This is a genomic window from Chromobacterium paludis (genome assembly GCF_008275125.1).
In the GTDB taxonomy this organism is placed as follows: Bacteria; Pseudomonadota; Gammaproteobacteria; order Burkholderiales; family Chromobacteriaceae; genus Chromobacterium; species Chromobacterium paludis.
This window is the reverse complement of the sequence record NZ_CP043473.1, coordinates 509,324-525,665: the sequence shown is the minus strand read 5'-3', so window position 1 is coordinate 525,665 and position 16,342 is coordinate 509,324. Positions and strand designations below refer to the sequence as shown.

At 67.2% G+C, this 16,342-nt stretch carries 16 protein-coding genes; 11 read left to right on the top strand and 5 right to left on the bottom strand.

Features of this window, described 5'->3' with window-relative positions:
• Positions 1-117: 117 nt before the first annotated feature.
• Both FYK34_RS02465 and FYK34_RS02460 read left to right on the top strand, forming a co-directional pair.
• Positions 118-1,236: an MBL fold metallo-hydrolase gene (locus tag FYK34_RS02465; RefSeq protein WP_149294900.1), complete on the top strand. Its 1,119-nt coding sequence runs from the start codon at positions 118-120 to the stop codon at positions 1,234-1,236.
• Between the two features lie 175 nt (positions 1,237-1,411).
• Positions 1,412-2,761: a chitinase gene (locus FYK34_RS02460; protein ID WP_149294899.1), complete on the top strand. Its 1,350-nt coding sequence runs from the start codon at positions 1,412-1,414 to the stop codon at positions 2,759-2,761.
• Between the two features lie 178 nt (positions 2,762-2,939).
• On the opposite strand, the gene FYK34_RS02455 is transcribed toward FYK34_RS02460, so the two are convergent.
• The 3 genes from FYK34_RS02455 to FYK34_RS02445 all read right to left on the bottom strand — a co-directional run bounded on the left by FYK34_RS02455 (position 2,940) and on the right by FYK34_RS02445 (position 6,502).
• Entirely contained in the window at positions 2,940-3,383 is a 444-nt protein-coding gene (locus FYK34_RS02455) for an SRPBCC family protein (RefSeq protein ID WP_149294898.1), read from the bottom strand.
• 254 nt (positions 3,384-3,637) lie between these two features.
• Positions 3,638-5,131: a CoA-acylating methylmalonate-semialdehyde dehydrogenase gene (locus FYK34_RS02450; RefSeq protein WP_149294897.1), complete on the bottom strand. Its 1,494-nt coding sequence runs from the start codon at positions 5,129-5,131 to the stop codon at positions 3,638-3,640.
• A gap of 33 nt (positions 5,132-5,164) precedes the next feature.
• A complete protein-coding gene (locus FYK34_RS02445; protein ID WP_149294896.1) occupies positions 5,165-6,502 on the bottom strand; it encodes an aspartate aminotransferase family protein in 1,338 nt (445 codons plus the stop codon).
• A gap of 98 nt (positions 6,503-6,600) precedes the next feature.
• Between FYK34_RS02445 and FYK34_RS02440 the strand changes: the two genes are divergently transcribed.
• Entirely contained in the window at positions 6,601-7,512 is a 912-nt protein-coding gene (locus FYK34_RS02440; protein ID WP_149294895.1) for a LysR family transcriptional regulator, read from the top strand.
• 76 nt (positions 7,513-7,588) lie between these two features.
• Positions 7,589-8,782, top strand: coding sequence for a serine hydrolase domain-containing protein (locus FYK34_RS02435; RefSeq protein WP_149294894.1), 1,194 nt, complete (start codon positions 7,589-7,591; stop codon positions 8,780-8,782).
• A gap of 7 nt (positions 8,783-8,789) precedes the next feature.
• On the opposite strand, the gene FYK34_RS02430 is transcribed toward FYK34_RS02435, so the two are convergent.
• A complete protein-coding gene (locus tag FYK34_RS02430; RefSeq protein WP_149294893.1) occupies positions 8,790-9,149 on the bottom strand; it encodes a DUF1304 domain-containing protein in 360 nt (119 codons plus the stop codon).
• A gap of 114 nt (positions 9,150-9,263) precedes the next feature.
• Positions 9,264-10,700: an MFS transporter gene (locus FYK34_RS02425; RefSeq protein ID WP_149294892.1), complete on the bottom strand. Its 1,437-nt coding sequence runs from the start codon at positions 10,698-10,700 to the stop codon at positions 9,264-9,266.
• A gap of 124 nt (positions 10,701-10,824) precedes the next feature.
• Between FYK34_RS02425 and FYK34_RS02420 the strand changes: the two genes are divergently transcribed.
• The 7 genes from FYK34_RS02420 (at position 10,825) to FYK34_RS02390 (ending at position 16,325) form a co-directional block, all read left to right on the top strand.
• On the top strand, positions 10,825-11,733 hold the full coding sequence (locus tag FYK34_RS02420) for a LysR family transcriptional regulator (RefSeq protein ID WP_149294891.1): 909 nt from the start codon (positions 10,825-10,827) through the stop codon (positions 11,731-11,733).
• Between the two features lie 26 nt (positions 11,734-11,759).
• A complete protein-coding gene (locus FYK34_RS02415; protein ID WP_149294890.1) occupies positions 11,760-12,278 on the top strand; it encodes a methylated-DNA--[protein]-cysteine S-methyltransferase in 519 nt (172 codons plus the stop codon).
• A 173-nt stretch (positions 12,279-12,451) separates the two neighbouring features.
• Complete coding sequence (locus tag FYK34_RS02410; protein ID WP_149294889.1) at positions 12,452-12,715, top strand: hypothetical protein; 264 nt, start codon at positions 12,452-12,454, stop codon at positions 12,713-12,715.
• Positions 12,708-12,950: a hypothetical protein gene (locus FYK34_RS02405; RefSeq protein WP_149294888.1), complete on the top strand. Its 243-nt coding sequence runs from the start codon at positions 12,708-12,710 to the stop codon at positions 12,948-12,950. The genes FYK34_RS02410 and FYK34_RS02405 overlap by 8 nt, the downstream gene beginning before the upstream one ends.
• Positions 12,943-13,845 (top strand): sensor histidine kinase, encoded by a 903-nt coding sequence (locus tag FYK34_RS02400; protein WP_149294887.1) that lies wholly within the window; start codon positions 12,943-12,945, stop codon positions 13,843-13,845. The genes FYK34_RS02405 and FYK34_RS02400 overlap by 8 nt, the downstream gene beginning before the upstream one ends.
• Before the next feature lie 9 nt (positions 13,846-13,854).
• A complete protein-coding gene (locus FYK34_RS02395) occupies positions 13,855-14,604 on the top strand; it encodes a LytR/AlgR family response regulator transcription factor (protein ID WP_149294886.1) in 750 nt (249 codons plus the stop codon).
• Between the two features lie 212 nt (positions 14,605-14,816).
• Positions 14,817-16,325, top strand: a complete 1,509-nt coding sequence (locus FYK34_RS02390; protein WP_231137352.1) for a SulP family inorganic anion transporter — start codon at positions 14,817-14,819, stop codon at positions 16,323-16,325.
• Positions 16,326-16,342: the final 17 nt, after the last annotated feature.

The window sequence follows — 16,342 nt, the reverse complement described above, 5'->3', positions numbered from 1 at the left end:
GTCCATCTCCACGCAACCATGCCGCAAGTTGCCGGTCCAAGCTCGACGCGGCCAGCGCGCTTATTTACAGTGTTCGACATCAGCCGCCCGGCGGCGATATCCATGAAAAGGAAAGCGATGAAGGCACTTGGCAAGAAAGCGGCCGGCGCGCGGCTGGACAGGATGCGCGCCTCCCCGATGTGGGCGGGCGACGGTTTCCGCAATGTTTATCCCATCGCGCCCGGCCTGCGCGACCCCAATGTGAAAATGCCGTCGCTGAAGGATTTTTTGTGCGGCGGCGAGCGGCGCGTGCCCAGCGGCCATTTGCCGGCGCTGGACCCGCGCCATGCCTGGCGCAAACCGGCAGAATCCGGCCTGCGCGCCACCTGGCTGGGCCACTCCAGCGTCTTGATAGAAATCAACGGCCTCAGGCTGCTGACCGACCCGGTATGGGGGCCGCGCGCCTCGCCGACGCGGCTGGCCGGCCCCAAGCGTTTCCAGCCGGCGCCGGTGAAGCTGAAAGAGCTGCCGCCGCTGGACCTGGTGCTGGTCTCGCATGACCACTACGACCACCTGGACTATCCCACGATACGCGAGCTGGCCAAGACAACCGTGCCCTTCGTCACCTCGCTGGGCGTGGGCGCGCATTTGGAAGCCTTCGGCGTGGCGCCGGAGCGCATCGTCGAGCTGGACTGGTGGGAAAGCTACCAGCATCCCGGCTCCGAACTCACCGTCACCGCCACGCCGTCGCAGCATTTCTCCGGCCGCGGCCTGAAAGACCGCAACGCCACGCTGTGGTCCTCGTTGTCCATCCGCACGCCCAAGCATTCCGTGTTTTTCAGCGGAGATACCGGCCTGACCGGCCAGTTTGCGGAAATCCGCGAGCGCATGGGCGCGTTCGATCTGGTGATGCTGGAAGTGGGCGCCCACCATCCGGCCTGGGGCGACATCCACCTGGGGCCGGACAATGCGCTGAAGGCGCTGGAGCTGCTGGGCGGCGGCGCCTTCCTGCCGGTGCACTGGGGCACCTTCAACCTGGCCATGCACGCCTGGGACGCGCCGGCGGAAGCGCTGCTGGCCCACGCCGAGCGCCACGACACCCGCCTGTTGATGCCGCGGCTGGGCGAGGCCATGGAGCCGGCCCATGCCGAACGCGCCCATGCCTGGTGGCGGACGGTGGATACCGAAGCCGCGCCGGCGCCCGCGCCGCAAACGGAAGAGGCCTTGCCCAAATCCATGCCCTGGCCTTTGGACTAGCCCGCCGCATTCCTCGCCCCAAACGCGCCTCGCATGAGGCGCGTTTTGTCATTAAAGCCGTTGAGGTTTCACCACAAACGAGTACATTAAGCAAAGCTGAAAAATATCAGCGTTTTTTATAAATCAAATAAACATAACGCTGCCGCGGCGGCGCATTGCTTAAGGTATCGACCCAATGAAACCCTCCATCGCCCTCCCCGCGCTGGCCGCCGCCCTGGCCGGCCTCGCCAGCCCCATGGTCCAAGCCGGCGTGTTCGCTCCCTATGTGGATGTCACGCTGTGGCCGACGCCGCAAATCGACAAAATCGGCGTCACCCAGGGCATCCAGCAATTCACGCTCGCCTTCGTCACCGCCCAGAATGGCTGCAACCCGTCCTGGGGCGGCGTGATGCCGATTCCCGGCAACGCCGCCGACACGCAAATGGCGGCCATCGCCTCCGGCATCGCCAACTTCCGCGCCAAGGGCGGCGAGGTGATGCTGTCCTTTGGCGGCGCCAACGGCTTGCCGCTGCAGCAAGCCTGCGCCACGCCCGCCGCGCTGCAAGCCGCTTATCAAAAGGCGCTGGACGCTTACCAGCTCAACCGCATCGATTTCGACATTGAAGGCACCGCCCAGACCGACGCCGCGGCCAACCAGCGCAATTTCGCCGCCGTGGCCGCGCTGCAGAAAAGCTACCAAGCCAAGGGCAAGACGCTGCATGTGTCGCTGACCCTGCCGGTGATGCCCTATGGCCTGACCCAGGACGGGCTCAATGTGCTGAACGCGGCGCTGAAGAGCGGAACCGCGCTCGACACCGTCAATGTGATGGCGATGGACTATGGCCAGCGCAACAGCGATATGGGCGCGGCGGCCAAACAGGCGGCCCAGGCTCTGTACGGCCAGCTGGACGCGGCATACCAGGCCCGCGGCCAGACGCTCTCCGCCCCCCAGCTGTGGGCCAAGATAGGCGTCACGCCCATGGTCGGCCTCAACGACACCCGGCCGGAAACCTTCACCCTGGCCAATGCCGCCAGTCTGGCGGCTTTTGCCTCCGGCAACGGCATCGGCACGCTGGCCATGTGGTCCGTCAGCCGCGATCAGGCCTGCCCCGGCAACGCCGCCAACGTCGGCCCCGCGTGCTCTGGCATCAGCCAAACCGCCTACGCCTTCAGCAATGTGTTCAAAACCGCCGCCCAAAACCACTGGGGCAGCGGCGTGACGCAAGACCCGAGCTACGGCGGCGGCAGTTCCGGCAACGGCGGCCCGGTCAACGGCCAGGCATGGTCGGCCACCCAGATCTACCAGTCCGGCAACCTGGTCAGCTACGCCGGCGCCACCTGGAAGGCGCAATGGTGGACCCAGGGCGACACGCCGGGCCAGGCCGCCGTCTGGCAGCAGCAAGGCGGCAATCTGCAGAACTGGTCTGCCGGAGCCATCTATAACGGCGGCGCCTGCGCGCTGTATCAGGGCAAGAAATACTGCGCCAAGTGGTGGACACAGGGCAGCGTGCCCACCGCCGGCGATCCGTGGGTGCCAGCCAACTAAAACGATGCTTGTAAAAAAAGGCCGGCGTTTCCCGGCCTTTTGCTTTGCATCACACCTTAGCGTCGCTAACAAAAATCCTGACGCGGCGTTGCGCCGACTTGCCACAGACGCAAAACTGATTTTTGTTGGCCACGCTTAGACGATGCCTCCTTTTTGGCTGACGCTTGCAAACAACCGCTCAAGCGCCGGTATCGGTCTCCACCAGCTGGGCCAATTGATTCAACGACTGCTGCCAGCCCAGGTAGCAGTTTTCCGGCGGAATCGCGTCGGGAATGCCCTCCTGGACGATAGACAGGTCGGCGCCGCAGTCCAACGCCTGCAAGACGATGGTGGTAACCATCTCGCCCGGCAAGCCGGCGTCGTCGAAGCGGTCGCTGTAACGGATGCGCTCGCCCTCGGCCAGCTCCAGATAACGGCCGCCGAAGGCATGCTTCCGCCCGCTGGAGAAGGCGGTGAACTCCATCTTGTAAGCGCCGCCGACGCGGGCATCGTGCTCCAACACCTGGCAGACGAATCCCTCCGGCGGCAGCCACTTGGCCAGGGCCAGCGGATCGAGGAAGGCGCGGTAGACGCGCGCCGGCGGCGCGCTCAGCACGCGGTGCAGACGTATCGTGTTCGGCATGGCGGCTCCTGGCTCATGACATTGGGAATGTCAGCATAGCGCATGCGCGGTAAACCGCCCCTCTCCCCCGGCCCCGCTCCCGCAAGGAGAGAGGGCGGAATGCCGGCAGGGTTGCCCTCCGGTCCGGAACCGACTCATCGCCCCAGCCATATCCCAGCACACGCTAGGCCATGACCCGGATTACGCCAACCGCCTGTGAGCCCCTCTCCCCCCGTGGGAGAGGGGTTGGGGAGAGGGGGAAAGCCTACGCCAGGCTACAAGCTGGGAAACGCGAACTGCGAGGCCTCGTGGCTGGCGCGCTGCGGCCAACGCTGGGTGATTGCCTTGCGCCGGGTGTAAAAGCGCACGCCGTCCGGGCCATAAGCGTGCAAGTCGCCGAACAGCGACCGCTTCCAGCCGCCGAAGCTGTGGTAAGCCACCGGCACCGGCAACGGCACGTTGATGCCCACCATGCCCACTTCCACCGTATCGGCGAACAAGCGCGCCGCCTCGCCGTCGCGGGTGAAGATGCAGGTGCCATTGCCGTATTCGTGGGCGTTGATCAGCGCGATGGCCTCTTCCAAGCTGTTCACGCGCACCACGCACAGCACCGGGCCGAAGATTTCTTCCCGATAGATGCGCATGTCCGGCGTCACGCGGTCAAACAGGCAGCCGCCAAGGAAGAAGCCGCCCTCATGTCCCGGCACCGCGATGCCCCGCCCGTCCACCACCAGCTCCGCTCCGGCCGCCACGCCGTCGGCGATGTAGCCGCTGACCTTGTCCAGATGGGCGCGCGTCACCAGCGGGCCCATGTCCAGGCCCGGCGAGGTGCCCGGCCCCACTTTCAAGGCCTGGATCTGCGGCGTCAGCTTGGCGATCAGCGCGTCGGCCGCCTGATCGCCGACGCAGACGGCCACGGAGATGGCCATGCAGCGCTCGCCGCAGGAGCCATAGGCCGCGCCCATCAAGGCGCTGGCGGCGTTGTCGAGATCTGCGTCCGGCAACACCACCGCGTGGTTCTTGGCGCCGCCCAAGGCCTGCACCCGCTTCCCGCGGCGGCTGCCCTCGGCGTAGATGTATTCGGCGATGGGCGTGGAGCCGACGAAGCTGACGGCCTTGACCTCCGGCGCGGCCAGCAGCGCGTCCACCGCCTCCTTGTCGCCGTGCACCACGTTGAGCACGCCAGGGGGCAGGCCGGCTTCATGCAGCAAACGGGCGATCAGCAGCGTGGAGCTGGGGTCGCGCTCAGATGGCTTCAGCACAAAGGTATTGCCGCAGGCGATGGCCAGCGGATACATCCACAGCGGCACCATGGCCGGGAAGTTGAACGGGGTGATGCCGGCCACCACGCCCAGCGGCTGGAAATCGCTCCAGGCGTCGATGCCGGGGCCGGCGTTGCGGCTGTATTCGCCCTTCAGCAGCTCCGGGGCGGCGCAGGCGTATTCCACATTCTCGATGCCGCGCTTCAGCTCGCCGGCGGCGTCTTCCAGGGTCTTGCCGTGCTCGCGGCTGATCAACGGCACGATGTCGGCCTCATGCCGCTCCAGCAGCTGCTTGAAGCGAAACAGCACTTGCGCGCGCTTGGCCGGCGGGGTGTCGCGCCAGGCCGGGAACGCCGCCTGCGCGGCCGCCACCGCCTGCGCCACGGCGGCGGCGTCGGCCAATGGCACGTCGGCGACGGCTTCGCCGGTGGACGGGTTGAAGACCGGCGCGCGGCGGCTGCCGCCGTCGCAGGCCTCGCCGTGGATCAGGTGTTGCACAGTCGTCATGTCAGCTTCTCTTTTATTGAATGGGACATCGGTTCAGGCCAGCTTGGCCAGCGTCTCGCCGACGGCGTCGAACAGGCTGTCCAGCTCTTGCGGCGTGGTGGTGAACGGCGGGCCGAACTGCAGCGCGTCGCCGCCGTAACGGACGTAGAAACCCTTGCGCCACAGCGCCATCGCCGCCTCGTACGGCCGCACGATGGCGTCGCCGCCACGCGGCGCCAGCTGCACCGCGCCGGCCAGGCCGCAGTTGCGGATATCCGCCACGTGCGGCAGGCCTTTCAGGCCGTGGATGCCACGCTCGAAGTGCGGCGCCAGCTCAGCCACCCTCGCCACCAGGTTTTCGTTCTCCAGCACGTCCAGCGCCGCCAGCGCCGCCGCGCAGGCCACCGGATGCGCGGAATAGGTGTAGCCATGAGCAAACTCCACCGCGTATTCCGGCGTGCCCTGCGCCATGAAGGCCTCGTAGATTTCGCTGCTGGCGATGACCGCGCCCATAGGCACCGCGCCGTTGGTCAGCTGCTTGGCCACATTCATGATGTCCGGCGTCACGCCGAAATAGTCCGCGCCGAACAGCTTGCCGGTGCGGCCAAAACCGGTGATCACCTCGTCGAAAATCAGCAGGATGCCGTGCTGGGTGCAAATCTCCCGCAGGCGTTGCAGATAGCCCAGCGGCGGCACGATGACGCCGGCGGAACCGGCCATCGGCTCCACGATCACCGCGGCGATATTGGACGCGTCGTGCAGCTCGATCAGCCGCAGCAAGTCATCGGCCAGCTCCGCGCCCTGCGCCGGCAGGCCGAGGCTGAAGGCGTTGGCCGGCAGCAAGGTATGCGGCAGGTGGTCCGCGTCCATCAAGGGGCCGAACAGCTTGCGGTTGCCGTTGATGCCGCCCAGGCTGGTGCCGGCGATATTGACGCCGTGGTAGCCGCGGGCGCGGCCGATCAGCTTGGTCTTGGAGGCCTGGCCCTTCAGCCGCCAGTAGGCGCGCGCCATCTTCACCGTGGTGTCGGCGCATTCGGAGCCGGAGTTGGTGAAGAACACGTGGTTCAGATCGCCCGGCGCCATCGCCGCCATGCGCTCGGCCAGCTTGAACGACAGCGGGTGGCCAAACTGGAAGCCGGGCGAATAGTCCAGCGTGGACAGCTGGCGATACACTGCCTCGGCGATCTCCTTGCGGCTGTGCCCGGCGCCGCAGCACCACAGGCCGGACAGGCTGTCGAAGATGCGGCGGCCGTCGGCGTCGGTCAGATAGTTGCCCTCGCCGGCCACGATCAGCCGCGGATCACGCTGGAAGTTGCGGTTGGCGCTGAACGGCATCCAGTGCGCGCGCAGGTCGAGAGAGGGGAATTCGGAACGGGTGGTGAGCGGGGTCATGTCGGGCACCTTTGGCATCGATATCCCACAGCATGCCGCGGACATTGCGTGAGTTAAATGCTATCTTTCTTACGTTCAGATAAATATAAACTCAACTTATGAAACGCACGCTCGGGCAAGTCAGCGACTTTGAAATCCGTCTGCTGCGGCTGTTCCGCACCGTGGCCGAGTGCGGCGGCTTTTCCGCCGCCGAAGGCGTGTTGGGCATCAGCCGCTCCGCCATCAGCCTGCAAATGGGAGACCTGGAAAAACGTCTCGGCATCCGGCTGTGCCAGCGCGGACGCGCCGGCTTCGCGCTGACAGACGAGGGCCGCGAGGTGCTGCGCGCCAGCCAGACCCTGCTGGCGGCGCTGGAGGACTTTCGCAGCGAGGTCAACCTGCTGCACCGCCAGCTGCGCGGCGAGCTGAACATCGGCATCGTCAACAATCTGGTGACGATGCCCAAGATGCGCGTCACGGGCGCGCTGAAAGCGCTGAGCGAACAGGGTCCGGAAGTGAAAATCTCCATCGGCATGATGACGCCCAACGACATCGAAACCGGGCTGCTGGACGGCCAGCTGCACGCCGGCGTGGTGCCGCTGATTCAGCCGCTGTCAGGCCTGGACTACCTGCCGCTGTACGAGGAGCGCTCGCAGCTGTACTGCAGCCGCGAGCATCCGCTGTTCAGCCGGCCGGACCACGCCTTGACCGAGGCGGCTCTCGCCGCCGCCGACGCCGTCGCGCCGGCCTACCGGCTGCCGCCGCAGGGCCAAACGCTGCAACAGCGGCTCAGCCCGGCCGCCACCGCGTCCGACCGCGAAGGCATCGCGTTTTTGATCCTCAGCGGCCGCTACATCGGCTACCTGCCGGACCATTTCGCCGCCGGCTGGGTGGCCCAGGGCATGATGCGGCCGCTGCTGCCGGACATCTGCCATTACGACGCGCCGCTGGCGCTGGCAGTGCGCAGGGGGCGGCGCGCCAATCTGGTGCTGGAGAGGTTTTTGCAAGAACTGGAGAAACATCCGGCATAAACGGTATGACGGCTTGACCTTGACAGCGCGTCAGGGCACATCATTCCATAATCATAAATCTTCGCCCGCACTCGATATGCGCTTCCACGCCCCAGCCCTGCCAGAAACTGTCTCAACCAAACTGCGTCCAGAACTCGACGCCGTCATCGACCAGGCCGTCGCCAGCGGCCGCATCGTCGGCGCCAACGTGGCCATCGCCCTGGATGGCAAGCTGATTTATGAGCGCCACGCCGGCATGGCGGATCGCGAGCGGGGCGTCGCCGTAAGCCCGGACACGCTGTTCCGCCTGGCCAGCATGACCAAGCCCTTGGTATCGGCCGCCGCGCTGGCCTTGATCGAGCAAGGCGCGCTGGCGCTAGACTTGCCGGTGCGCGAGCTGCTGCCCTATTTCCGGCCGCGCCAGCCGGACGGCGCCGAGGCCGATATCCGCATCCGCCACCTGCTGAGCCACACGGCCGGCCTGCGCTATGGCTTCGGCCTGCCGGACAACCAGCCTTATCGCGCCGCCGGCGTGTCTGACGGCTTGGATCTGTCCGTGCTCAGCCTGGAGGAGAATCTGTGCCGACTGTCGTCGCAGGCGCTGCTATTCGAACCCGGCGCGTCCTGGGCCTACTCCTTGGCCGCAGACGTATTGGGCGGCGCGCTGGAAGCCTTGTGCGGAGAAAACTTGGAATGCATCGTCTCGCGCCACGTCACCGGCCCGCTGGGCATGCTCGACACCCGCTTCCGGATCGACGAGCCGGCCCGGCTGGCCAAACCCTATGCCGACAACGAACAAACGGGAGAGCCGGCGCGACCGATGCGCGACAGCGAATGGCTGTCCCTGCCCGGCGCCGGCGCCGGCGCCATCCATTACCAGCCGGCGCGGGCTTTCCATCCCGACGCCTACCTGTCCGGCGGTTGCGGCATGTTGGGCAACGCCCGCGATTACCTGCGTTTTCTGGAAGCGGTGCGCCAGGGCGGCGCGCCCATCTTGTCAGCCGAGTCCGCCGGCCTGATGACGCGCGACGCCGTCGCCCATCTGGCGGAAACCGATGTCGGACCGGGCATGGGATTCGGCCTGGGCTTCAGCGTGCTGCGCGATCCCGAGGCCGCCAGCGCGCCGCAAGCGGTGGGCACCTTCGGCTGGGGCGGCGTCTACGGCAACAGTTTCTTCGTCGATCCCGCCGCCCGGCTCTCCGTGGTCATGCTCAGCAATACCGCGCTGGAAGGCCTGTTCGGCGACTATCCGCGCCAATTGGCCGCAGCCATCTATCGCCAACTGGCCTGAGCCTGGCTTATCGCCCCAGCAGCAGCAAAACCAGCCCCGCCGCCGCCGGCAGCCCCTGCACGAACAAGATGCGCCGGTTGACGGTGGCGGCGCCGAACACGCCGGCCGCCAGCACGCAGGCCAGGAAGAACAGTTTGATCTGGAAGCCGGCCGCGCCCAGCGACAAGCCCCACAGCAGGCCGGCGGCCAGGAAACCGTTGTACAGACCCTGGTTGGCGGCCAGAACCTTGGTGTCGCGCGCCCGTTCCGGCGTCAGCCGGAAAGTCTTCATGCCCAGCGGCTTGTCCCACAGAAACATTTCCAGCACCAGGAAATAAACGTGCAACAGCGCCACCAGCGCGACGATGCCATCCGCGATTACATGCATTGTGTCCCCTTGCCGCGGCTGGCGCGGCCGTCAATCGGCCAGCCCATGCCGAGCGGCATGGGCGTCCTGCCAGGAAATGCTAGGCGGAAGCGGCCGCGCCGGCAAGACAAGCGTCTAGCGCGCGCCTCCTTGCGCGCGGCGTCCCGCGGCGGCGTTCGTCGGGGCCCGCCAAGCGCTCAGCGCAATAGCCAAGGCCAAGGCGATCAAGCCTGCCGCGACGGCGAAGGCCGCGTGCATGCCATGGGCGACGGCGTCCGGCGCGGCCGTCGCCAGCTTGTCCGTTCCGGCCGCGGCGGCGAATACCGCGCCCATCGCCCCGGCCCCGCTCAGCAGGCCCAGATTGCGCGCGAGATTGAGCAGGCCGGAAACCAGGCCGCGCTTGTCCGCTCCGCTGCCGGCCATCACCTGGGTATTATTGGCCGCCTGGAACTGGGCGTAGCCGACAGTCAGCAACAACAGCGCGGCGATATAACCGGGCACGCCCCTGGCCGCCGGCGTCAGACTCAAGGCCACAGCGCCGCCCAACATTGCCAGCAAACCTGTCAAAGCCATCCCGCGCGCGCCGAAACGGTCCACCGCCGCGCCGGCCGGCAACCCAGACAGCGCGGACAGCAGCGGACCCGCCGACATCGCCAAGCCCACTGCCGCCGTGCCCAGCCCCAGGCCGCGCGCCAGATAAAACGGGCCGACCACCAACGTCGCCATCATCACCGTCGCCACCAGGCCGCTCATCGCCATGCCGCCGCTCAGCGTCGGATCGCGCAGCATGTCCAGCCGCAGCAGCGGCGCTTCGGCCCGCCGCTGCCGCCAGATGAAGAGCATGCCCCCGGCCAGCGCCGCCGCCAGCCAGGCGGCGTTGAGCGCGCCGAAATGGCCGCGTCCAGTGGTCATCGCCATGGCGTAGGCGGTCGCGGCCAGCGCCAGCAAGACGGTGCCGGGACGGTCGAAGCCGCCCGTCCCGCGCGAAGCCACATGGCCCATCTCCGGCAGGCTGCGCCGCGCCAGCGCGTAGGCCAAAACCGCCAACGCGGCCAATAAGAAGAAGATGCTGCGCCAGCCCAGGGCCGCAACCAGCGCGCCGCCCAGCGAAGGCCCCAGCGCCGTGCCCACCGCCGACATGGCGCCCAGCCAGCCCATGGCCCGCCCGATGCGTTCCCTGGGCAGGATGTCGGCGACAAAAGCCATGCTCAACGCCATCATCACGGCCGCGCCCAGGCCTTGCGCGGCGCGGGCCGCGATCAAGGCCGGAAACGAGGCCAGGCCGGCGGCCAAGGAAGCCGCGGCAAACAGCAGCAAGCCGCCCAGCAGCAAGCGTCGCCGCCCCAGCAGATCGCCCAAGCGTCCCGCGCCGACGATCAAGGCGGTGCTGGCCAATAAATACGCCAACACCACCCATTGCACTTGCTGGAAGGACACGCCGAAGCGCAGCGACAAAGTGGGCAGCGCCACATTGGCGATGCTGGTGCCCAGCGCGGCCAACAACACTGCCAGCGACAAGCTGGCCATGCGCCCAAGCGGCGATGCGCCGCCGTGGTTCGAAATATCTTCCATGATGCGCTCCCCTAGGTTCAGATTCCGTCTCAAGCCTAGGCCCGGCATCACACCAGCGGAAGACGCATGGTTTGCACTTAATCAGTGCATGCGACGCCATATGTAACTGTGATAGGGTGAGGCCATGAACCTGCCCGACCTGAACCTGCTGATCGTGCTGGACGCGCTGCTGGCCGAAGGCAGCGTAGCGCGCGCCGCCCGCCGGCTGCGGCTCAGCCCGTCCGCGATGAGCCGCGCCTTGTCGCGGCTGCGCCAGGCCACAGGCGACCCGCTGCTGGTCCGCGCCGGCCGCGGCCTGGCGCCCACGCCGCGCGCGCTGGAATTGCGCGAGCGTACCGGCCCCTTGCTGCGCGAGGCGCTGGCCACGCTAAGCCCCCAGCCCGCGCTGGACCTGGCCACGCTGCGGCGCACGTTCACGCTGCGCGCCACCGACGGTTTCGCCGAAAATTTCGGCCCGCCCCTGCTGGCCAAACTGGCCGCCGAGGCGCCCGGCCTGCGCCTGCGTTTCGTCTTGAAGCTGGACAAGGACAGCGAAGCGCTGCGCAAGGGTGACGTAGACCTGGAAACCGGCGTCATCGGCCACACCGCCGGGCCGGAATTGATTGCGCGCGCGCTGTTCCGCGACCGCTTCGTCGGCGTGGTGCGGCCCTCGCACCCCTTGGCGCGGGGCGCAGTCAGCGCCGAGCGCTTCGCCGCCGGCCGCCACATCCTGGTGGCGCGGCGCGATCAAGGAGACAGCCGCATAGACCTGGCGCTGCAAGCCTTGGGGCTGCAGCGCGACATCGCCGTCACCGTCGGCGGCTTTTCCGCCGCGCTGGCCCTGGCCCGCGCCGACGAGCTGATCGCCACCGTCCCCGCGCGCCACACCGGCTACCTTTTGGAAGGCCTGGTCCGCTTCGAACTGCCGCTGGCCGTGCCGAAGATCACCGTCTCCATGCTGTGGCATCCGCGCATGGACGCGGACCCGGCCCACCAGTGGCTCAGAAACGCCTTGAAACAAGTTTGCGACGAGGCCGTCTCCGGCGGCGCCTAGCCATCAAACAAACGACACGCCCAACCATGCCTCCCTCTTCCCGCACGGCCGTCCACGGCCTGATCGACACCCGCTTCGGCCCGGCAGCCGCCTGGCTGAACCGCGACGGCGCGCTGACCCGGCTGATTTTCAACCCGACGCCGGAGCAGATGGCCGCGCACGGCTGCCCGCGCGACGACGCGGCGCTGGCCGAGACAGCGCGCCAACTGGCGCAATACGAGGCCGGCGAACGCCGCGACTTCGATCTGCCGCTGGCGCCCGTCGGCACGCCGTTCCAGCAACAAGTGTGGGCAGCGCTGCGGCGCATCCCTTACGGCTGCACCATGAGCTACGGCGAGCTGGCGCGCGCGCTGGGCAATCCGGACGGCGCCCGCGCCATAGGCCGCGCCAACGCCGCCAACCCCATCGCGCTGATCGTGCCCTGCCACCGCGTGCTGGGCGCGGACGGCAGCCTCACCGGCTACGCCGGCGGCCTGCCGCTGAAAGCCGCGCTGCTGCGCTTTGAGCTGGAGCGCAGCGATCCGCCCGGATTATTCCATCTTTAGCCCCTGTCACCAGGGTCCCGTCATCGTCCGCGTACAGCCTGCCGTCAATCTAGCCTCGCATTTCATCCGCGCCAAACGCAGCTCATCCTCCCGTTTGCGCAGTCCGTCGCATGCCGATATCGCCCCGGTTTCCGCTCACCTACAGTCACAACACGAACTCACAGGAGAGCATCATGAACTACCAAGATATCGCCGCGCTGTTGGACTCGATCATCCAGCTCTGCCATCATATGCCTTTGTATTTATCCAACAGTCTGCACTGGCTGTCGCAGCTGGACTGGGGCCGCGGCGCCTTGCTGCTGCTGTTGGCCATCCTGGCCTGCAATATGCTGATCGTCCCGGTCGCGCTGGCCTGGCAGGCGCTGGACTACTGCATCGCCAAACCGCTGGCCCGGCTGCACCGCCTGCCGCAACACAAGGAGGCCCATCATGGATAAGCTCGCCGCGCCGCAAACCCATGGCGACCCGCTGCTGCAAGCCCTGCGCGGATATTGGGCGCGCTATGCTGCCTATGTGAAGCAGTTGAGCTGGAAGCGCCTGCTGCTCAGCGCGCTGCCGCTGCAAATACTAGGCGCGCTGCTGCAACTGCCCGTGCTGACCCTGGCGCTGATCCTGACCTCCATCGTGGTCAAGCTGCAAGCAGGCAACGCAGAGGAGGCCGCGCATGAGTGAGCACGGCGCCAACGCGATGTCCAACAGCGATAGACAGTTGCAAAACCTGGAGCGCTACTGGTGGCTGTTCGTCGACCACGTGGCGCGCATAGGCTGGGGCCGCTTGTTCCTGGCAGCCCTGCTGATTCAAATCCTGGGCGGCATCCTCAATGTTCCGCTGCTGTCGCTGACGCTGATCCTGGTCTCCATCCTGGTCAAGATACTAGCCAGCGGCAAACGCCAGGCGGAACAACTGGCCGACCGCGCCATCGCCCGCAGCCAACAGGCGGAACAGCAAGCGGAGCTGGAAGCGCTCAAGCGCCAGCTGGCGGAAACGCGCATGAGCGCGCTGCAGGCGCAGATCGAGCCGCACTTCCTGTTCAACACCCTGTCCTCGGTGTGCCAACTGATGGAAAGCGCGCCGCAACAGGCCATCGCCATGCAGAAGGCGCTGATCCGCTACCTGCGCTCCTCTCTGCCGGAATGGCGCGACTCGCCCGGCGAGACCAGCCTGGGCCAGCAGCTGGAGCTGTCGCGCGCCTATCTGGAAATCATGCAGCTGAGGATGGAAGACCGGCTGCAGGTGCGGCTCAAGGTGCCGGAGTCGCTCTTGGCGGCCCGCTTCCCGGTGATGATGCTGCAGACCCTGGTGGAAAACGCCATCAAGCACGGCCTGGAGCCCAAGGCCGAGGGCGGCGCCATCGAGGTGGACGCCAAGGTGCTGGACGGCAAGCTGCGGCTGGCCGTGTTCGACGACGGCGTGGGCTTCCCGGAATTGCCCGGCCAGGGCATGGGCCTGGCCAATATCCGCGAAAGGCTGGCCATGCTGTACGGACAGCAAGCGGAACTGACACTGGAGGCGCCCGAAACCGGCGGCACGCTCGCCGTCATCGCCCTGCCCTTCGCCCTGACCTGAAAGAGAACCATGTCCAAGCTGACTGCCCTGATCGCCGACGACGAGCGCCTGATGCGCGAACAACTGCGCGCCGCCCTGCTGCGGGTCTGGCCTGAGCTGGAGATCGCGGCGGAGGCCCATGACGGCGGCCAGGCGGTGGAGCTGGCGCGCCGGCACCGGCCGGACATCGCCTTCCTGGACATCACCATGCCGGTGCTGACCGGCATCGCCGCCGCGGTGGAGCTGGACGGACTATGCCCGGTAGTCTTCGTCACCGCCTACGACCAATACGCCATCCGCGCGTTTGAAGAAGGCGCCGTCGATTACCTGCTCAAGCCGGTGGACGATGAGCGCCTGGCGCGCACGCGCCAGCGCTGGCTGCAACGCCGCGCCGAGGCGCCGCAACCGGATTGGCAATCCGCGCTGCAGCAACTGAGCCGCCAGCTGGAAAAGCCGGCCTATCTGCGCTGGATACGCGCCACCGTGGGCAGCGCCATGCGCATGATCGCCACCGAGGAAGTGCTGTTTTTCCAGTCGGATGAGAAATACACGCGGGTGCAGACCGCCGGCGGCGAGGCCTTGATCCGCACGCCCATCAAGGAATTGCTGCCGCAGCTGGACCCGGACGAATTCTGGCAGGTGCACCGCGCTACCCTGGTGCGGGTGGCCGCCATCGAGCAAGTACGCCGCGACGAGCGCGGCCTCCTGCTGCAGCTGCGCGGCTACGCCCAGCCGCTGGAAGTGAGCCGCGGCTACGCCCACTTGTTCCAGCGCATGTAAGCCGCCCGCTTCCCGCCCCTAAACCGCCGCTTCGACAGGGGCGGCGTTTTATTGCACAATGCCGGCCCTCCCCCCAACCGGCCAGACCGATGTAAGTCCTCTCAAGCCCGCTTGCGCCGCGCCGATCGTCCGCGCGCGCCGATCCCGCCGTTTCAGCCTTCGCGCTCCGCCATCATGAGATGGCTGGCGCATTCACCCCATGGAGACTCCGCTTGTCCCGAACCATGAGCCCCCTCGCTGTCAAAACCGACGTTCTCAGCGGCGTCACCGTCGCCCTGGCCCTGGTGCCGGAGGCCATCGCCTTCGCGCTGATCGCCCATGTCAGCCCCTTGACCGGCCTGTACGCCGCTTTCTTCATTTGCCTGATCACCGCGCTGTTCGGCGGCCGGCCCGGCATGATTTCCGGCGCCACCGGCGCGCTGGCCGTGGTCATGGTCAACCTGGTGCTGCAGCACGGCGTGGAATACCTGTTTGCCAGCGTAGTATTGATGGGCGTGTTCCAGATGTTGTTCGGCGCCCTGAGGCTGGGCAAATTCATCCGCATGGTGCCGCACTCGGTGATGCTGGGCTTCGTCAACGGCCTGGCCATCGTGATCTTCCTGGCCCAGTTCGGCCACTTCAAGACCCATGGCGCATGGATGGCGCCGCATCCACTGCTGGCGATGGCCGGGCTGATCGCGCTGACCATCGCCATCATCGAGCTGCTGCCGCGGCTGACCCGCGCCGTGCCGTCCGCGCTGGCCGCCATCCTGATCGTCAGCGCGGTCGTGGCCGGCCTGGGCCTGGAGACCAAGACCGTAGGCGATATGGGCTCCATCGCCGGCGGCCTGCCGCTGCCGCATTGGCCGCAAGTGCCGCTGACGCTGGAAACGCTGCGCGTCATCGTCCCATACTCGCTGATCCTGGCCGCCATCGGCCTGATGGAGTCGCTGCTGACGCTGAATCTGGTGGACGAGATCACCGACAGCCGCGGCCGGCCCAACCGCGAGTCGCTGGCGCAAGGCGCCGCCAACATCGTCGCCGGCTTCTTCGCCACCATGGGCGGCTGCGCCATGATAGGCCAGAGCATGATCAATATCGGCAACGGCGCCCGCCACCGCTTGTCCGGCGTGGTCGCCGCGCTCTTCCTGCTGGGCTTCATCGTGTTGCTGTCCGGCTGGATAGAGAAGATTCCGCTCGCCGCGCTGATCGGCGTGATGTTCGTGGTCTCGGCCAAAACCTTTGAATGGGGCAGCCTGCAGGCCTTGCGCCGCATCCCGCGCCAGGACGCCATCATCGTGGTGGGCGTCACCGTCATCACCGTGCTGACCGATTTGGCCATCGCGGTGCTGTGCGGCGTGATTTTCGCCGCCCTGGTCTTCGCCTGGCAGCACGCCAAGCGGATCGCCGTCCAGACGCGCGTCGACGAGCGCGGCTGGAAAGTGTACGAGCTGGAAGGCAGCCTGTTCTTCGCCTCCACGGCCCGCTTCGCCGAGCTGTTCTCGCCCAAGACCGATCCCGACCAGGTGGTGATCGAGTTCAAGCGCGCCCGCGTGGCGGACCACTCCGCGATCGAGGCCATAGACGCCCTGGCCGCGCGCTATCAGCAGGCCGGCAAGTCGCTGCGCCTGCGCCATCTCAGCCCGGACTGCCTGGCCTTGCTGGACAAGGCTAAAGGCATGGTGGAAGTCGACGCCTTCGAAGACCCGCACTACCGCATCGCGGACGACAGGCTGGACTAAACGCCCGCCACGGCTCG